This window comes from Wolbachia endosymbiont (group B) of Protocalliphora azurea (genome assembly GCF_947251865.1).
Lineage (GTDB): Bacteria > Pseudomonadota > Alphaproteobacteria > Rickettsiales > Anaplasmataceae > Wolbachia.
The window spans coordinates 914,674-940,612 of sequence record NZ_OX366394.1; the positions used below are offsets into that span (position 1 = coordinate 914,674).

The window sequence follows — 25,939 nt, forward strand, 5'->3', positions numbered from 1 at the left end:
TCCCTCAAATACCATACTAAAGTCATATTATATAGAAATTTTCTTACGCTTGCAAAACTGTAAAAATTTTAATCATTTACATAAAGACATATAAGGATTAATTAATATATAATTTATCTTAGCTATAATATGATATAAATACGTATAATGTTTGGCATGAAAAGCTTACTTGTAGAGAGGAATAGAACAGTAATATTATTGCTTATCGTGATTTTTACCTTCGGCTCATACACTTATATAAAGATGCCAAGAGAAAGCAATCCTGATATACAGATTCCTATAATTAGTGTATTTGTCGGGTTTCCTGGTATTTCTGTCGAGGATAGTGAAAAGCTATTAGTGCTTCCTATAGAAAATGAACTAAGATCCATCGAAGGTGTAAAAGAATTGAGAGCTTTTGCAACTAATGATGGTGCTCACATGATACTCGAATTTAGAACAGAGTATGATAATAAAGAAGTGCTCGATAATGTCCGTTCAAAGCTTTTAAACATAAAATCAAAATTACCTATTGAAGCAGAATCTCCAATAATCAATGAAATAAACTTGAGCTTATTTCCGATACTAAACGTTGGCTTGATTGGTAATTTGCCGGAAAGAACTTTAACTGAAATAGCACGCAAACTAAAGAAAGAAATAGAATCTCTGCCAAATGTTCTTAAAGTTGAAGTAGCAGGTATGCGTAAAGAAACAGTGGAAGTTATAATTGAGCCCACAGTTCTAACAAAATATAACATTCAATCAAATGAGATATTTCAAGCTATATCAAACAACAACAGATTGGTAGGAGCCGGATCACTAGAAAATGATACCGGTAAATATTCGATTAAAATATCAGGGTTATTAAAAGACATAGAAGATATTATGAATATTCCTATTAGATCTCAAAGTGATGCAGTTTTGAGAATCAAAGATATAGCAAAAGTATACCTTGGGTTTGAGGATCACCAAGGATTTGCTCGTATTAATGGACTACCTAGCATTGTACTAGAAATTTCAAAACGTAATGGAAAAAACATAATAGACACGGTAAATCAAGTAAAATACTTAATAGACAAAGCAAAAGATCAATTACCTGAAAATTTAAAAGTAGTTTATTTGAATGACCAGTCAAAAAATGTACGTGATGTGCTTGACGACTTGGAAAATGGTATAATATTTGCCGTATTACTAATATTAACCATAATAATGCTCTTTATGGGAACAAGGGCTGCTATTCTTGTTGCACTATCAATACCTGGCTCCTTTCTAATAGGAATAATGGCTCTTTACCTCATGGGTATTACTCTAAATATAGTTGTGCTCTTCAGTTTAATTATGGCAGTTGGCATGCTGGTTGATGATGCAATTGTAATCAGCGAATATGCTGATAGAAAGATGATTTGTGGCATGGATAAAGTAGAAGCCTTTTGCACCTCAGTTCATGATATGTTTTATCCAGTTTTATCATCAACATTGACTAAATTAGCAGTGTTTTTCCCTCTGTTACTCTGGCCCGATACAGTCGGTAAATTTATGCAGTACATACCAATTACAATAATTCTAACTTTAACTGGATCGCTAATTATGGCTTTGGTTTTTATACCAACACTTGGTGCAATATTTGGTAAACCTTCAATAACTTCAAAAAAAGAAATAATAAGAATGAGTGCTATAGAAAGTGGTGAGGTAAAAAATACTGGGCTTATAATAAGAACTTATGTACGTATGTTAGAGAAAGTCTTAGATCACCCCAAAAAATTTGTATGTGTTGTTGTGTTTGTTTTATTTTTGTCTAGTATATTATATTTTACTTTTGGTCCTGGATTAAAGTTCTTTCCGAATGTAGATTCAGATAACATTTTAATCAGCGTTAAAGTAAAAGAAAGCTTATCAGCCAAAGAACGAGATTTGATACTTAAGAAAGTAGAAGAACGTATTTTGGGTGTTGAAAAGGAAATTTATGTTTTTTATGCTCGATCAGGAAAATTTTCAGACAACGTTATTGCCAAAATTCAATTGGAACTTGTAGATTGGCGCTGCAGGCGCAAAGCTACGCAAATACTAAATGATATAAGGAGTAGTGTACAAAACATAAAAGGAGTAATAATTGATGTACAGGAACAAAAGTCAGGACCATCAGCTGACAAGCCAATACAAATTAACTTAAGCGGAAGTGCATCCAACTTGAATTCAGTAGCAGAGAAAATCCTAAAAATTATGGACCAACCTTCATCTGGATTTATAAATATTCAAGATAGTAGATCAGCACCTGAAATAGAGTGGAATATGAGTATTGATAAGAGTAAGGCTACAAGCTCTGGAGTAAGTGTTGCAACCATCGGTGATTTTATAAAGATGGTTACAAATGGAGTATTAATTGGAAAATATAGACCAAATAACGCAGATGAAGAAATTGATATTGTACTACGCTTTCCCAGAAAGAATCGCAACATGAAAACTATAGATAACCTTTTTATTAATACAGCAAATGGACCATATTCTATGAGTAGCATAGTGAAATACGTTCCCGAAAAAAAGGCAAATAAACTAAGTAGGATTGATGGATCACGCACAGTAACAATCTCTGCTGACGTTGATACTGGCTATCTTGTTGATGAAAGAGTTAAGTTCATTCAAAATTCGATTACTCAAGACTGTAGTAAAGGAGTAAAGATTGATTTCAAAGGTGATAAGGAAGATCAACAAAAATCAGGAGCATTTTTATTAAAGGCTTTTATATTAGCAATTACATTGATGATATTGGTGCTAGTGGCACAGTTTAACAACATATACTATACATTTATCGTAATGACAGCAGTGTTTTTATCAACAACATGTGTATTTTTCATTTTCTTTCTTATTCAGAAAGTTTTTGTAGTTGTCATGTGTGGAGTGGGGATAATTGCTTTAGCAGGAATTATAGTGAATAATAATATACTATTGCTTGATGCCTTTCATCAGCAAATTAAGGTGCGCAAAAATAACATTAAGCAATGTATAATAAACGCTTCAATTTCTCGCATCAGGCCAATACTACTTACCGTTGCAACTACAGTTCTTGGTTTAATACCGATGATTACTAGGTTAAATATCAGTTTTTTTACGCTACAAATCACATATGATGCTCCATCAAGCCAGTGGTGGGTTGATATTTCAGCAACCATAGCAAGTGGAATATTGGCTGCAACGGTCTTAACTTTATTCTTTACTCCGGCATTGCTTATCATACAAAGACATGAAAAAACTTGACTTAAATTAGCAATCATTTAACATTTAAGATAGCGTTCTTTACCTGTTGAAGCTATAATTATAACTAATTAAATTGGATTTATTTATATGATTGCTAATCGTAAAAGCAGTGTTAAGCAGAAAAGCAACAAGAATAACATAGTTGGAAGCCTTGATGTAATAAAAACAGCGGGAGAGCTCTCACTTCAAAAAGGTTTGGATTTTAATATTATAATAAATGCACTTAAAAGTGCTATCGAAGCAGTAGCTCAACAAAAGTATGGTAGCAAAAGTAAAATTGTAGTTAATATAGATAGAAACACAGGCAAAGTTACCTCATATAGACAACTAAAAGTCATTAATGATGAATCAAATGAAAATGAGTGTGACTTAATTAAGTTGACACAAGCTAAGTTAATAAAAGAAGATGCAAAAGTTGGAGATACTATTAGTGAGTTGATTTCTCTTAACACTGATCTTGTTTCAGCAAGAATTGCCCAGCAAAAGATTTCTGAAATAATCAAAAATGAAGAGTTAAAAAAGCAATATGAGGAATTTAAAGATAAGGTAGGAGAAATGAGGTATGGCATCGTTAAACAAGTAGAATATTCAGATCTTATTATAGACATAAACGGAATTGGAGCATACCTCCCTTTACGAAACTTAATTGGTGGTGAGTCATTTCGTGAAGGCGACAAGGTTAAAGCTTACATACAGGCTGTTAAGCGCTCTGACGATGGACGTCAAATCATTCTTTCTAGGACTCATGAAGGCTTTTTAGAGGCATTGTTGAATCAAGAAGTACCAGAAGTTGCTGACGGATTGATAACAATTAAAGGTATAGCTAGAGACGCTGGTTCAAGATCTAAAGTTGCTGTTTTTTCATCTGATAAGAATATCGATCCAGTAGGTGCTTGCGTTGGAGTTAAAGGAGATAGAATAAAAACTATTATACACGAATTAAACGGTGAAAAAATCGACGTCATACATTACTCATCAGATTTGGGTCAATTTGTTATTAAAGCCATTACTCCTGCAGAAGTATCAAAGGTCATTATTGACGAAAATGAAAATTGTATAGAGTTAATAGTTGCTGAAGATCAATTGAGTTTAGCTATAGGAAAAAAGGGTCAGAATGTAAGATTAGCTTCAGAGCTTGTTGGATGGAAAATTGAGATATTAAGCACTCAGCAAGAATCAGAAAGAAGAAACAAAGAATTTAGTCAATGTTCAGTTTTATTTGCTGAAGCTTTAAACTTAGAAGAGATTATGGGCCAATTATTGGTAACAGAAGGTTTTTCAAGTGTAGAAGATATATCTAACACTTCAATTAAGGAACTTGCTTCAATAGAGGGCTTCAATGAAGATATTGCAAATGAACTTCATAATAGAGCAAATAATTACCTGAAAGCAGAGAATGATAGAAAAATAGAAGAGCTAAAAAATTTAGGTATGGAAGACGATGTAATCAACTTAGCCTTATCAATAGATAATAAAATTGCTCTTAGTAAACATAATATTAAAACTTTAGAGGACATAGCAGATTTATCAAATTATGAGTTTTATAGCATACTCTCTTCCTCAACTAATAATAAAGACAATCTAAAAGATACAGCAGATTTAATAATCATAGAAGCACGTAAAAAGCTTGGATTAATATAAAAACAATATGAATAATGAAGATATCAGTAATAAAAAATTAACCCTACAAGGCTTAAGCAAGCTTAAATTAGACATTAATTTAAACTCTTTAGATAGTCAAAGTACTGGTACTACAATAGTAAAAAAAAGAAGAAAAATTCATTCTGCAGAAGAATATAGTTTATTTGACGAGAGTAAATTAGGCTCTTTAACTGAAAAAGAACAAATTTCCCGCATTAATGCTGTACAGAATGCTACTTTGCTGAAAGAAAGGAATCAGAGAGAACAAGAAGAGAAAATAAAAAAAGAAGAAAGCAATCAAGAAGCTGAAGATAAAAATGAATCACACTCTGTACCTAAAGAAATAAATAAGGAAGTTTTAAGTAATACTAACTCAGTTGAACAAAAAGAAGATAGTATTGAATATGAGAACAATGATAAAAAGTCTTTTAAAGCTAGCAAAGATATATACTCTAAGCATTCTAAGCTAGTAATTACACAGGCAATAGATGAAAGAAATGAATACCTCCCTGTATTTAAGCAAAAATTTGGTATAAGAAGTAAACAATCAAAGTTTACTAAGGGTAAAAATATATCAAGAGAAGTTATTATACCAGACAAAATAACTATCAGGGAGTTATCTATTCGTATGGCAGAAGATAGCAAGAATGTGCTAAAAATGCTCAAAGAAGAAGTTGGGGAGAGCTATAGAGTAGATGATCTAGTAGATCCAGATATAGCATGCGAAATAGCAAAAAAATTTAATCATACGGCTAAACGAGTAAGTGATGCTGATAAAGAAAAGAATTTACTCTTCATAAGCAACAGAGAAAACTTACCTAAAAGACCAAAACCACCTATCGTTACTTTTATGGGACATGTGGATCATGGTAAAACATCATTGCTTGATGCATTTCGTGAATCCAATGTTGCAGAAAGAGAGTCAGGTGGCATCACTCAACATATAGGTGCTTATCAATTAACGACAAAAAATAAGCAAAAAATTACTTTCATTGATACACCAGGGCATGAGGCGTTTACTGCAATGCGTGCACGTGGTGCCAATATTACTAATATAGTTGTGATAGTAGTTGCAGCTGATGATGGAATCATGAAACAAACAGTTGAAGCAATAAACCATGCAAAAGCAGCAAATGTCTCTATTATAGTTGCCATTAATAAAATTGATAAATCACAACCTGGCGATGTAGAAAGAATAATTAATAGTTTGCCTCAGTACGACCTCATCCCCGAAGAACTTGGTGGTGATGTTATAATTGTGCCAGTATCAGCAAAAAAGAAAATCAACTTAGATAAACTAGAAGAGGCAATTTTATTAATTGCTGAATTAATGACGCTAGAAGGAATAGAGGATTGTCGAGCACTTGGATGGGTAATAGAGTCCAAAATAGATAAAGCTAAAGGAATATCAGCTACATTAATAGTTGAAGAAGGAACATTAAAGATTGGTGACATATTGATAGTTGGTACAACATACAGCAAAGTACGCAGTATGGTTAATCACCTTGGTCAAAGAGAAAAAGCGTCACTACCTTCTACTCCAGTTGAAGTTACTGGTTTAAATGGTGTACCAAATGCTGGAGATAAATTTGTTGTTGTAAACTCTGAAAGGCAGGCTCGTGAAATTGTTGAATACAGGTTAGAATTAATCAAGAAAAAGCAAGAAGATTTAGACGACAGTAATTTAGATATATTCAGTCGTAATGATAGTGAAACAGAAGAACTATCTGTAGTTTTAAAGTGCGATGTCACTGGTTCTATTGAAGCAATATCAAGCTCAATTGATAAGCTTGGTAAAGATCAAGTGAAATTAAATATTCTACACAAAGCAGTAGGAGGAGTAACAGATTCAGATGTGCTGCTTGCAGAAGCATCAAGCGCAGTAATTTTAGCTTTTAATGTAAAAGTGGATTCAAAAATCAGAGAATTAGCAAAACAAAAAGGTATAGAAATACATACTTACAATATAATATATGAGCTTATTGAAGACATGAGGATGTATCTAACTAAAATGTTAAAGCCTGTTACACGAGAGGTTCGTGTTGGTTCTGCATCTGTAAGGCAAATATTTAATTCATCCAAAGCCGGTAATATCATCGGATGTTATGTCACTGATGGAGTTATAAAAAAAGATTCTCTAATTAAGGTAGTACGTGGCAGCAAATTGGTGCATGAAGGAAAGTTAAAAGCACTACGTAGATTTAAAGATGACGTTAAAGAAGTGGGTGTAAATTTTGAATGCGGAATATCGCTAGAGGGTAATATCGATATTAAAGTTGGAGACATTTTGGAAGCTTATCAATTAGTGCAAGAAGAAAGGACGTTATAGTAGTTGAATATGAAAAAGGAAATTAGAAACCTAAAAGTAGCATCGGTATTACATAGGGCAATATCAAAAGTCTTAATGGAAGGTAATGTTCTTAATGAAAAAGTAGTAGTATCTGATGTAAAGCTAAGCAAAGATTTGAAGAAAGCAGATGTATATATTGTGTTATCTTCATTAAACATCCAAAATGATAATGATGATATCAGCACTGTTGTTAATGAAATGAACCAATCTGCATGGTCAATACGTAAATCTATATTGTGTTATGTTGATTTGCGATTTATACCTGAGTTAGTTTTTAAGCCTGATTTAGCATTCGATAATTTTGTCAATGTAAGCAAAATATTACATAATCACACTTAATTAATGTATTTCAACCATTATTTCTCATTAATGAGAATACACAGTTTAACAGGTTTGTGGCTTGTGCTATTTTCTAGCTTAAGCGGCATTCTTTTAGCCTCAACTTCTCTATCGTATCAGGCTCTTTTTCTCCTTGTTTTGTTTACTATAGGTGCATTTTTAATGAGACCCGCAGGGTGCATAATCAATGATATCTTCGATAGAGAAATAGATGCGCACGTTGAACGAACAAAATATAGGCCACTTGCAAGTGGTGCATTAAACATAAAGCAGGCTTTGGCTTTACTTTCACTGTTACTGTCTATTGCCCTGGTAATCTTATTATTAACCAATAAAACTACTCTTATACTTGGAATAATTTCAATGTGCATGATAGTTATCTACCCCTTGCTAAAGCGTTACGTTTGGTGGCCACAATTGTTTTTAGGGTTTACTTTCAACATGGGATCACTCATGGGTTCAGCAGCAATAACAAACCAGATTAGCATAGAATCCTTGCTATTTTATATAGGATGCGTCTTTTGGACGCTTAGTTATGATACTATATACGCTCATCAAGATAAAAAAGATGATGAGAAATTAGGAATGAAATCTACTGCATTATATTTTGGCAATACAACAAAATCTTGGTTGAAAAGATTTTATTTAATATCCTTAATGGCATGGTTGTACGCTGGTATACTATCATCATTAAATAACATCTTTTATATTGCTTTACTTGCCATAGGATTCATATTTCACCACCAACACAAAAATTTCAATCCAGACGATTCTAATCAATGCATGTCCATATTTAAAAATAATTCCCAGATAGGACTCCTGCTCTTTTTCGGTATCCTTTTAGATAGAATTCTAAATTCTACTTTTGTATCCGTTCAGATGCATGGCTAATGTGTAAATATCGAAGCAAAAATGGTGTCATTCCAGTGTCAAGTACTGGGATGACAGGGGATGACACCATTTATTTCTATGGCTGTCTTTTCTATCTTATTTTGTCACCCTGCTGAACGGATTCTACTTTTTATACCAAATTCCATTACTAATCGAACAAATAAGAAACATTACAAACTCGTTTAATAGTAGTGCTGGAAATACTGACAATAAAATTACACAGAACATCTGCAAGTAAGCCTATGGTATCGTAGACTCTGTTACGTAAAGTATTGTATTTGATATATTGCCACAACCTCTCAACAGGATTCAGTTCCGGTGAATAAGGAGGCAAGTATATAATGGTAATGTTTTCCTGAAATTTCAAACTTTTTGATCTATGCCAACTTGCACAATCCATTACAAGAAAGGCTTTTTTCGTGCCTAAATCTTTCGACATCTGCTCCAGAAATATATTCATACAATCAGTGTTTACATATGGAGCAAGTAGGCTGATTTTCTTACCACTTCTTGGATTTACCGCACTGTAGATATAGAAATTTTGTCTACCAATTTTCATTTTAACCTGCGTTCTGACCCCTTTTTTAAACCATCCGTGTCCGATTTTTGAATGAGTTCCAAATCGTGATTCATCAAAAAAACACCTCTTTTTCAGGGTGGGAATTGACTATTTTATTGAAGTATTTTTTAAACTCTTCTTGCTTGTTTTTATCTTGTTTATGGTGCATTGGCCTCGGTGTTATATAAGAAAATTTCATCCTTTGTATCTCACGGTGCACTGTTGATTTGCTAATGTTTAGGCCAAATTCCTCTGAGATTTTTATCTGCACTTCCTTAATAGTAATATTTGGATTTCTTTCTACCCATATTTCAATTTGCTGGGAACGTTCAAAAAAGTGTGTCAAGCCGCATTTTTAGTTCAACTCAATTTTCAATCTATCTGGAAAGAAAATATCAAGTTGAGACATAGTTAAAGCCCAATTAGGGAGAGCCATAATCCACCTTTGCTCTACCTTTTTTATAGCACAATATACCTGTTTGTACAAGGCATTTGTACTAGTAAATGAACCCTTAGTTTTAGTAAATTTCCTGATTTGTCTATGCAACCCCTCAATTGGATTAGTGGTGTAAATCAGCTTCCTAACTGGCCCAGAATACTTAAAATAACTGGATAAGTTTTCCCAATTGTTCTGCCAGGATTTTATAACTAAAGGATACTTTTCTCCCCATTTTTCTTCCAGCTCAAGCAGATAATTCTCAGCAATTTCTTTACTTGAAGCACGATATATTTTTTTCAGATCATTCATGAAAACTTTTACATCTTTACTGGATACATATTTCAGAGAATTTCTTATTTGGTGTACTATACATAGCTGCACTTCTGCACTGGGAAATACACTGTTGATGGCTGCAGGAAAGCTTTTTAGCCCATCTACACATGCAATCAGAATATCTTCTACTCCTCTTTCTTTGAGGTCATTTAAAACTCCCAACCAGAAGTTAGCTCCCTCACTTTCAGCCAGATAAAAACCTAATACTTCTTTTCTGCCATTTTGATTTATACCCAATATATTATACATGCATTTACTTACGCAATGTCCGTCCTCCTTGACCTTAAAAAACATGCCATCCATGAACACTATTGGATACACTGATTGCAATGGACGGCTGCGCCATTCATTGATTATTGGTAGCAGTTTATCAGTAATATTGGATATCTCTGCTGCTGATATTTTATGGTCATATATTTCCTCAACGTGTGAAGCTATGTCTCTGTATCCCATGCCACTGGCGTATGTACTTAAGACCTTTGCTTCAAGTTCTGGATGTAGGCTTGTTTGCCTTTTTTTGACTATTTGCGGTTCAAAGCTTCCTTCTCTGTCTCTTGGTGTTAATAGTTCAAATGAGCCTGAACTTGTACGTAAAGTTTTTGCATTCCTTCCATTTCTTCGGTTATTTTCTTCACTTTTAGCTGACATGTGGCTTTCTATTTCACCTTCCAGACTTGCCTCTAGCAGCCTTTTTATAAACGGTGTTAATGCTCCATCTCTTCCTGTCAATGGTCTTCCTTCTCGTATAGATGACAGGATATTTGTTTCTAATTCTTTATAATCTACCAAACCAGTAGTTCTATTTGCTTGACTCATATCAAACCTCCATTTTTTATATCAATTTATTACTTTTTTTTCGGTTTGACACACTTTTTTGAACATTCCCTTTCTCTTTGTTATTCTTCATATCCCTAGATAAAAATTTCTTCACTAATTCTTGCTCTTCAGTTTTTCTTAGTAAATTAAGTAGTTCACTATCTTCATTTGTTTTAGGTAGCAGAACTTTAATATTCACTGATAATCCTTCTGCTATTTGATATAATTTATCAAATGATATGGCAGTGTATCCTATTTCATACTCGTGTATTTCCTTGAGTGTTAAACCAACTTTGTTTGCTAAATCTTTCTGAGTATACCTTTTTATCAATCTCCATTCTCTTATTCTTTGCCCTACTCTGTAGTATATAGAATCAGTGCAGACTTCTTTCTCTGTATTATCATACTCGTAAATAGATAAACCCGTTGCCTGGGAAATAACATCAGTAGAAACTCCTTCTTTTACTAGATTTTTTGCTACCTCTAATCTTGCCTCTTCTTGATTAATTTTTTCGCTAATATGAACAAACCTGACTAATGAAGGTACTATTTTGCCTAACTTTTGATTCTCGTATATTTTTGTTAGATAGAGTATTTCCTCGTCTTCATAGCTGTCTTCCCTTACTATTACTGGTTCGGGTAATAAATCTATAGCATTAACTGACAATACTCTTGCTATTACATATAGTACTTCAATTGGAATAGGAATATACCCATTTTCATAGCTGTTTACTTCTTGGTATGTTAAACCTATTTCACTTGCCAATTCTACTTGAGTATGCCCTCGCATTAACCTGCTATCTTCTATTTTTTGTCCTATTTTGTAGCTTATAGAACTAATATCGCTTACAGAAACAAACATATATACCTTACTTAGAAATAAATTTTCATGCAATTTGATCAACGGATAAACCGATTATTTGCAAAATAATATCAATAGAAATTCCCCCTTTTACTAAATCCTTTGCAACTTTAATCCTTTCTATCTCTCTCACTTTCTCCTCACAAATCCGTATCCCTTCAAACAAAGACTTTATTAGTGCATGCCGTAGTTCTTGGCTCTCAATTTCTTTGTATTCTTTAATCAAATCAGGTAGCTCATTTTTCACTTTACTCCCTTCCTCTATTAGTAGATCCGTAATATTAATCGATAATGCTTCTGCCATTTCATATAATTTATCAAGTGGAACAGCAGTCCTTCCTTGCTCATAGTTGCTTATTTCGTCACGTGTTGTACTCATTTTTTCTACTAAATCTTTTTGAGTATACTCTCTCACTAGCCTCCATTCTTTTATCTTCTTTCCTATTTGGCAGTAAATAGAACCTCCTTTTTCTTCAACGCATTCATCAGCAGAGAGGCCAATTGTTTTTGCAACAACATCAACAGAAATTCCTGCTTTAACCAGACCCTTTGCAATTTTTATTTTTTCCGATTTTCTACTACTTTTTTCACTGACTTGGACAAATTTGGTTAGCAAACAAAACATTCTACGTAACTCCTGATCGTTAATCTTTTTATATTCTCTTACTAGATTTAATATTTCTCCTTCCTCATTTTTAAAGCCGATTTTCTCCTTTGATGCAGTAATGAGATCGGTAATACTTACTGACAATGCACCTGCTATAGCGTACAACCTTTCAATTGAAATTCTACGGTTCCCTTTTTCATATTGCAGTATTACCCAGTACTTTACACCAATTTTCTCCGCTAAATCCTTTTGAGTATACCCTCGCTCTAACCTCCAACTTTTTACTTTTTCCCCTACTTCACAGTCTAGACTTTTTTCCACAAAAATAACCATGCGTATAATATTTTCTACTATAGCTCAATTTTGTTAAGGCTCCAGATATAACGGTAAAAAAAACCTCTGGAACCTTAAAATTACCTGTAGACGCATTAAAGTTCCCTAAAGGTTTCTTTACTACCTCCACGTACCCTATTTACCCATGAAGACAATACCTCATCATTGCTAATCTCTTTTATAGCATACTTTTCGCTCCATATTCCGCACCTAGTGAAATTACCTCTTTCTACCACTTCCTTAAGCTTCACTCCCCCAAAGAGGCAATTTTTTCCTATTTCTTCGCCTCTTTTTTGTAACTCAGCCCACATTTCCTTGTTTTCTACTCTGACTTGTACTTGATCATATTTTTTTACATCGTGGTACAATATAACATTTAGCTTACCAATGCTTGTAGGAAATTCTAATATAATAGAGCTTTCATCTGACATATAGATATAGTTTCTTATACCTCCCTTCTCACTTTTAACCTCAACTGCATCATTGCCAATTTTTAAAATATTACTTCCTAGCTCTCTTTTTGCTTCCAGTATTTTGGCTACCTCTACCTTGCTATCCCCAGAAAATTCTATATACGATGTTGTATTATCTATTTCAACATCTATTAATTCTCCTTCTTGCACAGCACTTTCGCCAGCTTTCTCTAGTTCTTCTAGTCTCTCATCTATATGTGGCTGAACTTCTGGTTGTAGCTCATTATAGATTTCACCTATCAATTTATTCTCCAATAAAGTATCATGAAACTCTGCACCGTTTAGCATTAATTTACGTATTAGCTTTTTACGATCAGCCTTATCAAATTTATGAAAATGTGTGCCCAGTATCACATATTCCGCGAGGCTCCACTCTCCATCATTACATGCATTTAGCCTTGCTCCAGCAGCTAGTGCTTCGTCTACAACCTTGTGCAGTTCATTTGGACTTTTTGCTCTTACCACAGTACTCTTAAACCAGCTCAACTTTTCACTTTCACCTCTACTTGGCTTTATTTTTTGCAAGGCAGAGGTAAATGGATTTTTATCTTCTTGATCACTTATAGGTTTTGTGCCATATATATAATCAAGTCCTTTTCCGTAGTTGATTTTGTTTTCGCGAACGTTTTTGCTAGGAAAAGGCACCTCTCCAAGCCTTTTAGCCTTATTAATTTTACTTACAGAAGTAGACTGCTTTATATCAACGCCTTCAAGAGCACCAAACATTTTCTTCAATAACTCGTCCTTACTAGTCATATAACCCCCATATTAAAAATACTTTTTAAGTATATAAATCTTAGTTTATACATTCTATTACTCAGTATAAATTATAATGGGTAGATTTGCAAATACTTTCTACTATAACAATCCGTTTTCTCGAAAGCTGAAATAGCCTCCACTTGTGATGATAATATGGTCAAACAATTTTACGCTTACAGTACTACATGCTGCTGCTAAGCTCTTCGTTACTTCTTGATCTTCTTCTGATGGTTCTAAGCGTCCCCCAGGATGGTTGTGTGACATTATTACTAATGTTGCATTCTTTATTAATGCTTTTCTTATAATTTCCTTTATGTACACTGGTGCTTTTTCCATTTCACCAATATAGGATTCTTCTCCGATTAGTTGGCGCCTTTTATTCAAGTACAGTATTTTTACACATTCCCTCTCTGCATGACCTATACTTACGTTCAAATATTCTACTAGCCCTTGTAAGTCCATGATTGGTTCTCCCTTGAGCTTTTCTCTCAGTACCCTTTCTAGTGTTTCCTTAACGCACATAATCATTGCTACTGCAGAATCAGTTACTCCTTCTATAACTTTCAGGTCATCCATTTCTCTGCCTAAAATCCTTCCTACTCCTGTATAAGTATTCACCAGATTTTTAGCAATTTCTTGAGCTTGTGGCCTTTCATGTACTGCACTTAAAAATGTTTCCATTATTTCACGATCAAGTAGTGCTTTGCCTTTGCTTTCTAATATTCTGAATTCGATTTCTTCTTTACTTTTATTCATATAATTTACCTTTCACTAACAACAAACTTTTTTTAGATATTTACTGCTGTTTTTTATCAGCATTGGCATAGAGCCATAGCTTTCGAGTGAAGTCAAATCAATTTTTCAATCTTTTTTACTTATTTTTTCATCAAAAAGTGAAGATATTAATATATGATGATTTTTTATTGTTGAATTTCGCCTAAAGAGAGGCCTGTTATTTGCAAAATAATATCGGTAGAAATTCCTTCTTTTACTAAATCTTTTGCAATTTTGATTCTTTCTTCTTCTCTAATTTTCTCCTCACAAATTTGCATGCTTTTAAACATAGATTTTATTAGTACATTACGTAGTTCTTGGCTCTCAATTTTTTTGTATTCTTTTATTAAATCAGGTACCACTTTATCATCTGCATCTTCTGTTAGCTCAAGTAGGTCCATAATATTAATCGATAATGCCTTTGCTATCTCATATAATTTATCAAGTGGAACAGCAACCCTTCCTTGTTCATAATTGCTTATTTCATCACGTGTTGTAACCATTTTCTCTGCTAAATCCTTCTGAGTATACTCTCTCACTAGTCTCCATTCTTTTATCTTCTTTCCTATTTGGCAGTAAATAGAACCTCCTTTTTCTTCAATACATTCATCAGCAGAGAGACCAATTGTTTTTGAAACAGTATCAACAGAAACTCCTGCTTTAACCAGACCTTTTGCAATTTTTATTCTCTCCGTTTTTTTACTATTTTTCTCACTAACTTGAACAAATTTAGTTAGCAAACAAAACATCTTACGTAACTCTTGATCATTAATCTTTTTATATTCTCTTACTAGATCTAATATTTCTTCTCCCTCATCTTCAAGACAGATTTTTTCATTTGATACAGGAATTAGGTCTATAATATCAACCGATAACACCTTTGCTATAGCGTATAACTTCTCAATCGAAATTTTACGTGTTCCTTTTTCATATTGTAGTACTATTTGATACGTTACGCCGATTTTTCCTGCTAAATCTCTTTGAGTATATCCTCTCTTTAACCTCCAGCTCCTTACTTTTTGTGCTATCTGATACCTTGTTGAAATGTTTGCCATAAATATTATACAGGTTAATACTATCAAATAAAGATATACAAAATGTTTGCATTTTAGTTGAATATTTCTTCACAATTGTGTATAATTATTAATGCTTTTTATCTTACTTTCTCATGGCTCTTTCGAAGTTTCTCGATCCAAAAAATGATGTTGCGTTTCGGCGTATCTTTGGTACTGAAAAGAATAAAGATATCCTCATTCACTTCCTCAATGATATTCTGAGCTTTACTGGCAAAAACGCAATACAGGATATAGAGTTTTTAAGTACTATTCAAGATCCTGATATTGCCTCTAAAAAACAAAGTATTGTTGATGTCCTCTGTAGAGATTCTTCAGGTGTTCAGTACGTTTGCGAGATGCAGGTCGCTAAAACTAAGGGCTTTGAAAAACGTGCCCAATACTACGCTGCTAAAGCTTATTCGAGACAAGCTGATAAAGGTGATCAATACCATGACCTTAAGGAAATTATCTTTATTGCTATAGCAGATTGTATTTTATTTCCTGATAAGTCTGAGTACAAATCAAAGCATACTATTCGCGATGAAGATACTAATGAACATGATCTAAAAGATTTTTACTTTATATTTATTGAGTTGCCTAAATTTCCAAAAACCAAAGAAGATCAGCTTTCAAATATAGTTGAAAAATGGGTATACTTTTTCAGATATGCAGACGAAACTAGTGAAGAAGAGCTAGAGAGAATAATAGGAAGTGATCTAATAATTAAAAGAGCATATGAAGAACTCAATAGGTTCAACTGGTCAGAAAAAGAATTTATTGCCTATGAACAAGAGATCAAGCGTATTCGTGATGAACAGGCTGTCCTTGCTCAAAAACTCGATGATGCTAAACATGAAGGTAGACAAGAAGGCATCCTAATCGGCCATCAAAAAGGTAGGGAAGAGGGCGAAAAACAAGCTAAAATAGCTGTGGCCAAAAACCTACTTAAAGCTGGTGTCTCTACTGATATCATATCACAAACTACAGGTCTCTCTCATTCTGAAATTTTACAACTCAAAGAAAAAACATAATATTCCTACTTATCCACTTCAACATTGATGAAAATCTTTCCTAAGTTAGACATACCCCTTAATTAAGAGTCTAATGAACTATCTAAAACAGCTATAAAGACTGCACACAGAATTATATAAATTACTATCATAACGTTACTCAAACTTCTATATCAAAGCTACGTACTGTAAGTTCAATACATAATTTTTTAGTTGATATAATCTGCTAACAATACTATCATTAGCATTGTTAATATATGAGGTTAAAAATGAGCACTTCTAAAGCTTCGTCTCTATTAAAGTATTCTATTGCCACTTTCTTGCTATGTACATCTGCATTTACAACTGGAGTATTTATTTACCCTGTAAGTTTAGCAATTTTGAATGCTACTACGATACCACTGCTTTTTGTGGCAATTGCTTCTGTATCTGCAATAATTGCATTAAGTTCAACAGTATACCTTGTCAAATCAGCTATTTTTGCAATAAATAATAAAAATACGTGTAATATTCTTGAAGAGAAACCACATGGTAATGATACTAGCACACCATCTTTGCCTACTTTGAACTCTATTACTAATAATGACATTAGCACAAAAGCACCGGAAAAGATGTCTGCTCTTCAAGTACCACAAGTTAGTGTACCAGCTCCTCCACCTTTTCCAAATCAAGGTGTGAGTGTACCACCACCGCCTCCTTTACCAACTGAAGGTTTGAATAATTGGAAGCTACAAAAAGATAGCGCTATTAGTAAAAAACTTCTTGATAGTGGTTCATCAAAAAATTCCTCTTTTACTAAACCTAAGGACCACAGTGAAGGGTTACAGGAGGAATTAAAAAAATGTCTAGAGAATAGGAGAAAAAACAGTCAGCATCTATCGAATGTGGAAATAAAAGATAGTACTGAGCTCAAAACACAAGAAGAATATGCTATAAGAGTCGATAGCAAATTAGAGAAGAAAAAGAAGCATAATAGGGATGAAGGTACTCTTGCAGCTATTATTCGTGAAAAGGTGAATAGCATAAGGCAATGTGCTTCATTCTCAAGTAGTGAAAGCGAGCATTCTGGAAATGAATCTGGTTGGAGTGATGATAATCAAGATATTCAATCAAGCAAAAAAAAAGAAGGAAAAAAACTTATAGAGGCACAAAAATCTATGCCATCAACCACTACTTCCTCTAAAATAGAATCCAATAGCGCACCATTTATACCAGCTCCTCCACCTTTTCCAAATCAAGGTGTGAGTGTACCACCACCGCCTCCTTTACCAACTGAAGGTTTGAATAATTGGAAGCTACAAAAAGATAGCGCTATTAGTAAAAAACTTCTTGATAGTGGTTCATCAAAAAATTCCTCTTTTACTAAACCTAAGGACCACAGTGAAGGGTTACAGGAGGAATTAAAAAAATGTCTAGAGAATAGGAGAAAAAACAGTCAGCATCTATCGAATGTGGAAATAAAAGATAGTACTGAGCTCAAAACACAAGAAGAGTATATCGAAAGGGTAGAGAAACAACAAGAAGAGAAAAATCAGGTGGAAAGTCAGAATGATCATGACTTCATTCGTAGTATGATTTTAGAGTATATTTTGCCATCTATAAAGTTTACTGATACAAAAAAAGGGGAGAATAGCGAGCAGTCCTCTGGTTATGCATCTGATTTAGAAGAAGATCAACCTCCAAAATCAAAAAATCTACAACTATTGCCAACAACTGTAATGAAAATTGATAATGTGGATCCAATAAATAGTGAAGCAAAAAAATCATCTTTATGGAAAAATCTTTTTAAGAAACACAAAAAGAAAGCAGAGCAGAAAACACCGGAGTGCGTTAGTAAAGTATAAGGTAAAGGGAGAAGATTTTCCTCTTTTTGACTATAAAAGTTAAGTTAAGGGAAATCTTCCAATATAACAACATTTAAGAAAATGTACATGATATCAAAGAAGGAATAAAGTAGGAGATAATGCATATAAGTTAGATATATGAGAAGTGTATACCCAAGTGACATAAGTCGTGAAAAATTCAAGATAATTTTACCAGATCTAGAATCTTGTAGAAAAAAACAAAGCCAAGAAGACTTGATTTGTATGATGTATCTTGTGGAGTGCTGTATGTCCTCAAAAGCTGTTGCCAGTGGAGCACAAGAGTTTCCAAAATGGAGAAGTTGTTACGACTACTTTAAAAAATGGGAAGATAAAGAAAGTACTTTGGAGAGTGTTTAAAAAAAATTAGTTAGAAAGAACAATGGTAAGAAAGAGAAAACCAGTTTCTGTATAATTGATGCTCAAAGTGTTAAAAATACAGATAACGCTGAAAGTAAAGGCTATGATGCAGGTAAAAAGATTTCAGGTATAAAGCGTCATATCGTAGTTGATACACAAGGTCTTCCACACGCAATTCATATAAAACGGCAGAAGCAGCTGATCGTAGCAGTGCTATAAAAATGGTTAAAAATGCTAAAGCAAAACTCTCTGAAGTTAAAAATATACTAGTTGATGCTGGCTACACTGGAGAAAATTTTGCAACTCAAATAAAAGATACTATTGGTGCAACTGTTGAGGTGAAGTAAATTGCACAGGTTTTTCGTATTGCGCAAAAGATAGGTTGTGGAACGCTATTTTGCTTGGTTGGAAAAATGTAGAAGGTTATGGAAAAATTGCGAGCGTAAACTCAACACCACCTTACAAATGATCGTTCTGGCTTTTATTGCTTTGCTTCTCGAAAGATTATAAACAGGTTCTAAAACATGTCAATTAGTATTGTAGGATTTTTTCTAACCAAAAGTAATATTTTGATAAAAGGGTTTTAACAGGCTTAATATAAGGTTTTTTATTAACTATACACATTTTTAGAATTTGGTTTAATTTTTTTTAAACTATAAGTTCAACGTATATCAATAAATAGAGTAGAAGAGAATTAAAGTAACCTATATGATTAGGAAGAGATTTTTCTTATTTAATTTTATTTTGCAGATGTATAGTATTTCTTTATTTAGAATTTTGATCTTCGTTCTTTTTTTTAATTTGCAGCTTCTTGCACAGGAAAAACTAGATATGTTTTATGATCAAGAAAGTGATTTGCACCTACCACTACCTGGTAATATGATTATAGATGATGATAATACTGCCCTGATAGCTCATTACAAAAATGACTCTCTCATAAAAGACTCAAGAAAAGTTATCTCATTCGAAATTGATAAGTCTGATATCTACCACTATCGCATAAGAGGAGATGTGCTGATTAGCAAGGGTGATGTTTCAGAAGAAAGATGTTATAGTAGTTACCCAACATTCATGAATTTTAACAGTAAGGAAAAAGTGTTACCAGATAAAATATTGATAGATGGGTATCACTTTATATACCTTTATGCGGGTGAAGGTGCAGCAGGTACTGCTTATGATACATATATATACAGAGGTATGATTGATGGAAAGTGTGTTTTCTTTGACATTCACTCACGTATGCGAAATCCTTATCACTACTTCGTTGATGATAAAACTTCAGTAGAAAATGCATATCGCTCTTTTAATAATGATATTGAGACTGTAAATAATATTATAAGAAATGCAAAATTTAATATTAATAAATAAGTCCACTAAAAGGTAAAAATGGATTAATATCTATAAAAGATTTTACTACTTGTTGATTAAATTAAAGGGCCAGTAATATTATAGAAAATTTTAGACTTGCAATAATTTTCAATAAGAGCCTCTTGATAAGGTCAATCTGATCTTTCATTTTTTTTTAATTCTGTTTTTATCATACGCTTATTAATTCTTCCGCAAGTAAAATACTATTAATTTGGCAAGATATATGATTAAGATCTCAAGCAAATTAACCATTTCCAGTGCTCAAAATCAAGAGACGTGAGAAGAGTTTGTTTTGGAATGGATTGGTCTACCACTTGTTCTACGCGAATTTATATCAATTTATTACTTTATTTCTCTGTTTTTTTGAAATTCCCCTCATAAAATTAAATAGCTTACTGTAAAATTATAGTCTTAAGTCCTTGTTTGCAGGTTGTACAGAGACGCTGTTAAATGAAGATATAGGTGACCTATGAGTTAAGTTAACTGTGCTTTTATCTTCAAATTGCAATGCTTCACTTATATTTTTTAATTTTCTTTTTTTAGGTAGTGTATGTTCATCAAATGTCTCTAGGTTTCTTTTATGTGATTGTGTTTTTAAGTATGGAGCTGAGTACACAGTAGATTGAGGTTGATAGCAACAAATACTACTTGGGTAATAATTGTTAGTATAATGGTACAAATCATCGTTGAGTTCAAGTTTCACATTAGCTCCTTGTTCTAAAGAAAAAAGGGACCTAGCGCTGTCGTAGCAATGAAACTTAACATCGTAGTTCTGAGAAATATTATTACTAATATCCTCTAGATTCGTATTAACGTTATTCATTACAAGGTAGCGAACAGTGCTTGAGTGACCATATATATCAGCAAAGTGCAAAGGAGTCGTATGATCTTCATTCTGTAAATTTATATCAGCCCCATGCTCTACGAGGTAGCGAACAATTCCTAGGTAACCATACATAGCAGCAAAATGCAAAGGAGTCATACCATCCTCATCCTGTAAATTTATATCAGCCCCATGCTCTACGAGGTAGCGAACAATTCCTAGGTAACCATACATAGCAGCAAAATGCAAAGGAGTCATACCATCCTCATCCTGTAAATCTACTGTAGCCCCGTACGCTAGAAGGTACTCAAAAATCTCCAAGGAATTATGTTCAACAGCATAGTGCAAATAACCTTTACCTTCTCCATCTTGTAAATTTATACAAATCTCTTCTTCCTCTATAAAGTATCTAACGACCTCTAAGCAATTATTTTCAATAGCATAGTATAAAACAGTACTATCAAACTGAAAATGTTCGTTATCAATAAAATACCTAACTATTTCTAGTCGATTATGGAGAGCAGCACAGTCTAAAAGGGTAAGGCTCGGGTCATCACTTACCTTAAAATTAGCCCCTTTTCCTATAAAGTATTTAACTAACGCTAAATGACCATATATAACAGCATATTCTAAAGGAGTAGATCCATCTTTATCACCGATATTAACAATTTTACTTAATTTACTTAGATCTACATTCTCGAATATAAGCTTAATAACTTCTTCATTATCATCTATGGCCAGAAAATGTAAGATATTCATTCCATAATAATCAGATTCAATAAATTCATTAACTAACTTTTTATATTCACTTGCATAATTCCAAATGGATATGATATGGCTTACATTTTTACAGTTATTATTCATCAATGATGTCATTATTTTTCTTAAAAATTCTTCTTCTCTTTTTTCTTTTCTTTGCTCTAACCTTATAATTTTTTGTACTTCTTGATGAATTTTTGCTATCCCTTTCTCTAATCCAATCAATGAGAACTGATTAAGTAGATCAAGTGCATTCAAAACCCTTTGTTGATTTTCTTTTGATTCCCTCTTGAAAAAAATTTCTTTTGTATTAATTTGATTAGGGTCCAGGTAAGCCATGAATACTAAAATAACATATGCTTGCTGTCCAACATTTTTTTCTTCTTTTATTTTATCAATGTTAACCTTCAAAGCTTTAAAAGATTTTTTATTAACAACTTGTGTCTCCAAAAAATCAGTTTTTGATTGCTGAGCTACTCTATATTCCTCCAGATATTCTCTAATACTAAGACCTTTTTGTTTAATGCATGATGTTGCTGCTTTCAAATCTAATGGAAAACAATTAAACTCTTCTATTAACTCTGATATAGATTTACCTTGTGATTCATCTTCCCCTAAGGCTTTTCGAGTAAATTCCTCGGCTTCTTCTTTTTTTAAATTACCCAACTTTATTTCTTCTATATCTTCTATTTCTTCTTTCCAATTCTTGTTAGGAGAAGTAATTAAAACGTAAGGTTTTTCTCTATTAGAAAAAACAGGAAAGCTTGATGGCAAAAAATTTTCAATCTCCTTATAACTACTAGCATCATCGAAAACAAACAAACTTTTTGTGTCTTGAAGATACTCATATACATCCTCGACAATAGATTTAATGTTTCTCTCTCTCCTTTGCTCACTTTTTCTAGAAATCCCTAACCTTTCAGCCAACCCATGAAATGAATTTGAAAGCTTGTTATATGACGAGGCATCTATCCACATAATCCTTGCCCAAGTACCCTTACGCCTTTCACTAAACCCATAGCCTCTAGCAAGTTCGCTTTTCCCTATTCCAGACTTCCCACTAATTAAGACTACTCGTGACATTTTTACTTCTTGACTACTACTGTGTAACCTTAGGTTCAAATTTTTTACCACCTCTTTTCTTTCAATGAAATTTTCTGGTGTCTTGCCAAAACTATAGGAAAATTGACGCCTATCTTCATCTTGTTTTCTAAGATGTTCTTTTACATCTTCTATATCTTTCCTTTTCACAGGATCTTGTCCATTAATCTCCTTTAATATAAAACGAGCTAATTCTTCTTTTTTTTCATCATTTAAAATATACACATATCCTTCTATGGGTGCTTTAATGGATACATACTTTTGTTTTACCTCTTCCCACTTTCTTAACTCCCATTCAAAGGGAAGCCGATAGCCGTATTTTTCAGCACATCTATATTCCTCTAGATTATGTTCCTCAGAATTATATTGATAATAATTAACAGTTTCATCTTCTTCTTTTTTCTTTATTCCTACCCATTCATACAATTCTGAGGTTACTAAACTTTCACCACCTTGCTCATCTTTTATTTCATATCCAGGACGCGTAAAATATCCTTTCTTTTTTGACTTATCTAGAACAACACCTTGTGTTATAAGATCAACAGAAAAGTCTTGTTCCTCAGAAGTTAAAAGGTAATTCATTGTTCTATGTACAGCATCTATTGCTAACTTCTTAACTCTCCTATGATAAAAAGAGGGATTGATATCTACAACCTTTATGAATGGTTCCTCAAACCTGTGAAAAATTTCTAAGCCAGCTTTTACTAAAATCTCTCTCATTTCAGCTTTGTAGCAAGGTATAATTATTGTAAAAATATTTTTCGCTCTTTTCTTATGCTGTTTTCCTATAACACAATAATTGATACTCTCATTAACTTTAACACTAAATAATTTTAGTGGACTTGCTGGAATAGTATTATTCAAAATAGAATTAAAGCTGGCTGAAACTTTACTTATTTTTTGTATATTTGAATCTGGTTCTGCCTCCTCAAAATATTTAGATAATTTTTCCTCGAATTCTTTAACAAAAGTCTTAACAAAAAAAGTTGCTTTTTCCACTACTTCATTATCTGTAAGACTTATAACATTGGCTGTATCATTCGATGCGCTATACCATACACTACCGCTGCTTATAGATGAAGATCTTGTTACTCCAAGACTCTCTTGACTTGGTCCACACTGAAGTTCTCCACTAGATAATCTATCTTCATGATCAAGACCTCCTTTTGCTCCTATTGTTGACTCATCATCTACATAATCAATTCGATCATCTGCTACTTGTTCTCCTTTATTTCCTTTACCTAACATAAAACCCCCTATATTTTAATATTCATACTTGATTATTTTACCGTAAATCTCTTTTCTGAAGATTGGTTTTAATATCTAATTCATTTGATTCTTATACAGCTGTACTAAACTGCTCTACAAATTTACTGTAGAAACCTCACGGTAACCCCAGGTAACTTTAATTGCTGAGTAACAGTGTGCTTTTCTTTTGACTTCTGACTAAATTAGATATACTCTTAAAAAATCGAGAATTGCTTTCTGAGTGATATACATAATACAATGCATCTAACTCACACCTCATGTTTTCATTACGTTAGACTGCATTGTAGCTAAAAAGATCTAGCAAAGCAAGAATTTTTTTGCATACTTTAGCATCTTATTTTAGTTTTTATTTTAAAACTAAAGCAGCTCAGTTTCATGTACTTTTACTTCTTTATCGACTGTTATTTTTCTTCTTCAATGCACCTGTGAGTAATGATAACGTGGCAGTTAAAGCTTGTAAAGCAATTTTTATATAGCAAGATTCAGCTATTTAATAAAAAGATCGTGGCTAGACCAAAAAATATAAGAGCTGAGAGAATATCAGTTGTTGCTGATGTTAAGATTGAAGACGAAACAGCAGGATCGGATCTTAAACGATGAAGCATTATAGGAATAAAAGTGCCGATAAATGTTGCAATGATCGACATTGCAATCATGGAAACTACGAAAATGATCTCTACTTTTAAACTATGGAACCTTATTGCTAATACTACGAGCGAAATTGTAGATAAAATCACTCCATTTATAAGACCTATTAAAAATTCTTTCATCAGTATTCTTTTTGCATTTTGCTCAGTTAGATATTTTGTTGCGATTGCCCGGATAGTTAGTGTTACTGTTTGGGATCCTGCATTTCCGCTCATCGATGCAATGATTGGCATAATTATTGGCAGTACTATAAAACTTTGTATTACGTTATCGAAAAAGCCAACTACTATAGAACATATTGTTGCAGCTAAGAGGTTAAACAGTAACCAAGGTAGTCTTTTAATTATAGTTTTATGTATAGGGGCATTTATATCAGATTTAGAAGATACACCGCTTATTTTAAGCACATCCTCTTCTGCTTCTTGTTGAACAATTTTGATTACATCTTCAATAAGGATTACACCTATAATTTTACCATTCTTATTTACTACTGGAGCTGATAATAGAGAGTAATCTTTAAATATTCTTGCTACTTCTTCTTGGTCCATTCCAGTTTTAATTATTTTTATATCTTGACTCATTATCTCTTTTATTATTGTTTCTCCTGAGTGAGATATTACCTTATTTAAGTTGAAAATGCCTATGGGTTCTAATTTTGAGTTAATGATGAAAATTTGATAAAATGTTTCTGGTATTTTTTTATAGTTGCGCAAGAATTCCATTAGCTGATTTATCGTCCAATAATATGGAGCTATAACCATATTTTTATGTATCAACCTTCCTGCACTTTCTTCTGGGTATGATAACAATTCCTCTACTAATTTTTGAGTTGCATTGGGTAAGTAGTTAAGTATATTTTCTATAGACTTTCTATCTAAATCTTTCACTATAGCTACTATGTCTTCTATATCAAGAAGCATTAGTAACTTTGCTGTATTTTCTATTCCCAATATTTCTATGATCTCTACTTGTAAATCTGGTACTACATGTACTAAGGCATCACTTAACAAATGTTGATCGAGGATATTAACTAATTTCTCCCTGTGATCATTGATCGAAGTAGATAAAAAATAAGCTAACTGAACGCTATCTATCGTTTTTACAATATTACGAACATTCTCTAATTCTTGATTATCGAGAGACTCTATTAAATCATCAATAGCCTTTTTGTCTAAACCATAATGAGAACTTGTTTTAATATTCATTACTTTACCTTATTTTTTTAATAAATATACACACTTGATTTTATTGAACATTCAAGTATAATAAAATTATTT

At 32.9% G+C, this 25,939-nt stretch carries 16 protein-coding genes and 2 pseudogenes; 9 read left to right on the plus strand and 9 right to left on the minus strand.

The window, feature by feature from the left end:
- Positions 1-156: 156 nt before the first annotated feature.
- The 5 genes from OPR35_RS04370 to ubiA all read left to right on the plus strand — a co-directional run bounded on the left by OPR35_RS04370 (position 157) and on the right by ubiA (position 8,452).
- Positions 157-3,231, plus strand: a complete 3,075-nt coding sequence (locus OPR35_RS04370; RefSeq protein WP_265024725.1) for an efflux RND transporter permease subunit — start codon at positions 157-159, stop codon at positions 3,229-3,231.
- 87 nt (positions 3,232-3,318) lie between these two features.
- Positions 3,319-4,872 (plus strand): transcription termination factor NusA, encoded by a 1,554-nt coding sequence (nusA, locus tag OPR35_RS04375; protein ID WP_264687125.1) that lies wholly within the window; start codon positions 3,319-3,321, stop codon positions 4,870-4,872.
- 7 nt (positions 4,873-4,879) lie between these two features.
- Positions 4,880-7,201, plus strand: coding sequence for a translation initiation factor IF-2 (gene infB / locus OPR35_RS04380; RefSeq protein WP_052264741.1), 2,322 nt, complete (start codon positions 4,880-4,882; stop codon positions 7,199-7,201).
- Positions 7,202-7,210: 9 nt separating this feature from the next.
- On the plus strand, positions 7,211-7,561 hold the full coding sequence (locus OPR35_RS04385; protein WP_006015187.1) for a ribosome-binding factor A: 351 nt from the start codon (positions 7,211-7,213) through the stop codon (positions 7,559-7,561).
- Positions 7,562-7,564: 3 nt separating this feature from the next.
- Complete coding sequence (gene ubiA / locus OPR35_RS04390) at positions 7,565-8,452, plus strand: 4-hydroxybenzoate octaprenyltransferase (RefSeq protein ID WP_007302787.1); 888 nt, start codon at positions 7,565-7,567, stop codon at positions 8,450-8,452.
- A 148-nt stretch (positions 8,453-8,600) separates the two neighbouring features.
- Here ubiA and OPR35_RS04395 read toward each other — a convergent pair.
- The 7 genes and pseudogenes from OPR35_RS04395 to wmk (OPR35_RS04430) form a co-directional block, all read right to left on the minus strand.
- A pseudogene (locus tag OPR35_RS04395) lies at positions 8,601-9,333 on the minus strand (IS630 family transposase); the annotation flags it as partial.
- Between the two features lie 33 nt (positions 9,334-9,366).
- Positions 9,367-10,599, minus strand: a complete 1,233-nt coding sequence (locus OPR35_RS04405) for an IS256 family transposase (protein ID WP_265024688.1) — start codon at positions 10,597-10,599, stop codon at positions 9,367-9,369.
- Positions 10,600-10,615: 16 nt separating this feature from the next.
- Positions 10,616-11,461 (minus strand): WO male-killing family protein Wmk, encoded by an 846-nt coding sequence (gene wmk / locus OPR35_RS04410; RefSeq protein ID WP_265024727.1) that lies wholly within the window; start codon positions 11,459-11,461, stop codon positions 10,616-10,618.
- 25 nt (positions 11,462-11,486) lie between these two features.
- Complete coding sequence (gene wmk, locus OPR35_RS04415) at positions 11,487-12,401, minus strand: WO male-killing family protein Wmk (protein ID WP_265024728.1); 915 nt, start codon at positions 12,399-12,401, stop codon at positions 11,487-11,489.
- 95 nt (positions 12,402-12,496) lie between these two features.
- On the minus strand, positions 12,497-13,600 hold the full coding sequence (locus tag OPR35_RS04420; RefSeq protein ID WP_458694760.1) for a hypothetical protein: 1,104 nt from the start codon (positions 13,598-13,600) through the stop codon (positions 12,497-12,499).
- Positions 13,601-13,732: 132 nt separating this feature from the next.
- Positions 13,733-14,389: a JAB domain-containing protein gene (locus tag OPR35_RS04425; RefSeq protein WP_264735466.1), complete on the minus strand. Its 657-nt coding sequence runs from the start codon at positions 14,387-14,389 to the stop codon at positions 13,733-13,735.
- A 164-nt stretch (positions 14,390-14,553) separates the two neighbouring features.
- Positions 14,554-15,462: a WO male-killing family protein Wmk gene (gene wmk / locus OPR35_RS04430; RefSeq protein WP_265024730.1), complete on the minus strand. Its 909-nt coding sequence runs from the start codon at positions 15,460-15,462 to the stop codon at positions 14,554-14,556.
- A gap of 113 nt (positions 15,463-15,575) precedes the next feature.
- Between wmk (OPR35_RS04430) and OPR35_RS04435 the strand changes: the two genes are divergently transcribed.
- The 4 genes and pseudogenes from OPR35_RS04435 to OPR35_RS04450 all read left to right on the plus strand — a co-directional run bounded on the left by OPR35_RS04435 (position 15,576) and on the right by OPR35_RS04450 (position 20,062).
- Positions 15,576-16,493 carry an Rpn family recombination-promoting nuclease/putative transposase gene (locus tag OPR35_RS04435; protein ID WP_265024731.1) on the plus strand — a complete coding sequence of 306 codons (918 nt, stop codon included), beginning with the start codon at positions 15,576-15,578 and terminating at the stop codon, positions 16,491-16,493.
- A gap of 248 nt (positions 16,494-16,741) precedes the next feature.
- Complete coding sequence (locus OPR35_RS04440; protein WP_265024732.1) at positions 16,742-18,316, plus strand: hypothetical protein; 1,575 nt, start codon at positions 16,742-16,744, stop codon at positions 18,314-18,316.
- Between the two features lie 138 nt (positions 18,317-18,454).
- Positions 18,455-19,204: pseudogene (locus tag OPR35_RS04445) on the plus strand (IS5 family transposase).
- Positions 19,205-19,402: 198 nt separating this feature from the next.
- Complete coding sequence (locus OPR35_RS04450) at positions 19,403-20,062, plus strand: hypothetical protein (protein WP_265024733.1); 660 nt, start codon at positions 19,403-19,405, stop codon at positions 20,060-20,062.
- Positions 20,063-20,465: 403 nt separating this feature from the next.
- Here OPR35_RS04450 and OPR35_RS04455 read toward each other — a convergent pair whose 3' ends face one another.
- Both OPR35_RS04455 and mgtE read right to left on the minus strand, forming a co-directional pair.
- Positions 20,466-23,993 carry an ankyrin repeat domain-containing protein gene (locus OPR35_RS04455; RefSeq protein WP_264685019.1) on the minus strand — a complete coding sequence of 1,176 codons (3,528 nt, stop codon included), beginning with the start codon at positions 23,991-23,993 and terminating at the stop codon, positions 20,466-20,468.
- A 503-nt stretch (positions 23,994-24,496) separates the two neighbouring features.
- Positions 24,497-25,867: a magnesium transporter gene (mgtE, locus tag OPR35_RS04460; RefSeq protein WP_007302783.1), complete on the minus strand. Its 1,371-nt coding sequence runs from the start codon at positions 25,865-25,867 to the stop codon at positions 24,497-24,499.
- Positions 25,868-25,939: the final 72 nt, after the last annotated feature.

Bases quoted from the DNA above. Each gene is read 5' to 3' on its own strand.
- OPR35_RS04450 (WP_265024733.1), top strand. From the start codon at position 19,403: ATGATTAGGAAGAGATTTTTCTTATTTAATTTTATTTTGCAGATGTAT.
- wmk (WP_265024727.1), bottom strand. From the start codon at position 11,461: ATGTTTGTTTCTGTAAGCGATATTAGTTCTATAAGCTACAAAATAGGA.
- wmk (WP_265024728.1), bottom strand. From the start codon at position 12,401: ATGGTTATTTTTGTGGAAAAAAGTCTAGACTGTGAAGTAGGGGAAAAA.
- wmk (WP_265024730.1), bottom strand. From the start codon at position 15,462: ATGGCAAACATTTCAACAAGGTATCAGATAGCACAAAAAGTAAGGAGC.
- OPR35_RS04425 (WP_264735466.1), bottom strand. From the start codon at position 14,389: ATGAATAAAAGTAAAGAAGAAATCGAATTCAGAATATTAGAAAGCAAA.
- nusA (WP_264687125.1), top strand. From the start codon at position 3,319: ATGATTGCTAATCGTAAAAGCAGTGTTAAGCAGAAAAGCAACAAGAAT.
- ubiA (WP_007302787.1), top strand. From the start codon at position 7,565: ATGTATTTCAACCATTATTTCTCATTAATGAGAATACACAGTTTAACA.
- OPR35_RS04455 (WP_264685019.1), bottom strand. From the start codon at position 23,993: ATGTTAGGTAAAGGAAATAAAGGAGAACAAGTAGCAGATGATCGAATT.
- OPR35_RS04420 (WP_458694760.1), bottom strand. From the start codon at position 13,600: ATGTTTGGTGCTCTTGAAGGCGTTGATATAAAGCAGTCTACTTCTGTA.
- mgtE (WP_007302783.1), bottom strand. From the start codon at position 25,867: ATGAATATTAAAACAAGTTCTCATTATGGTTTAGACAAAAAGGCTATT.
- OPR35_RS04405 (WP_265024688.1), bottom strand. From the start codon at position 10,599: ATGAGTCAAGCAAATAGAACTACTGGTTTGGTAGATTATAAAGAATTA.
- OPR35_RS04440 (WP_265024732.1), top strand. From the start codon at position 16,742: ATGAGCACTTCTAAAGCTTCGTCTCTATTAAAGTATTCTATTGCCACT.
- OPR35_RS04370 (WP_265024725.1), top strand. From the start codon at position 157: ATGAAAAGCTTACTTGTAGAGAGGAATAGAACAGTAATATTATTGCTT.
- infB (WP_052264741.1), top strand. From the start codon at position 4,880: ATGAATAATGAAGATATCAGTAATAAAAAATTAACCCTACAAGGCTTA.
- OPR35_RS04435 (WP_265024731.1), top strand. From the start codon at position 15,576: ATGGCTCTTTCGAAGTTTCTCGATCCAAAAAATGATGTTGCGTTTCGG.
- OPR35_RS04385 (WP_006015187.1), top strand. From the start codon at position 7,211: ATGAAAAAGGAAATTAGAAACCTAAAAGTAGCATCGGTATTACATAGG.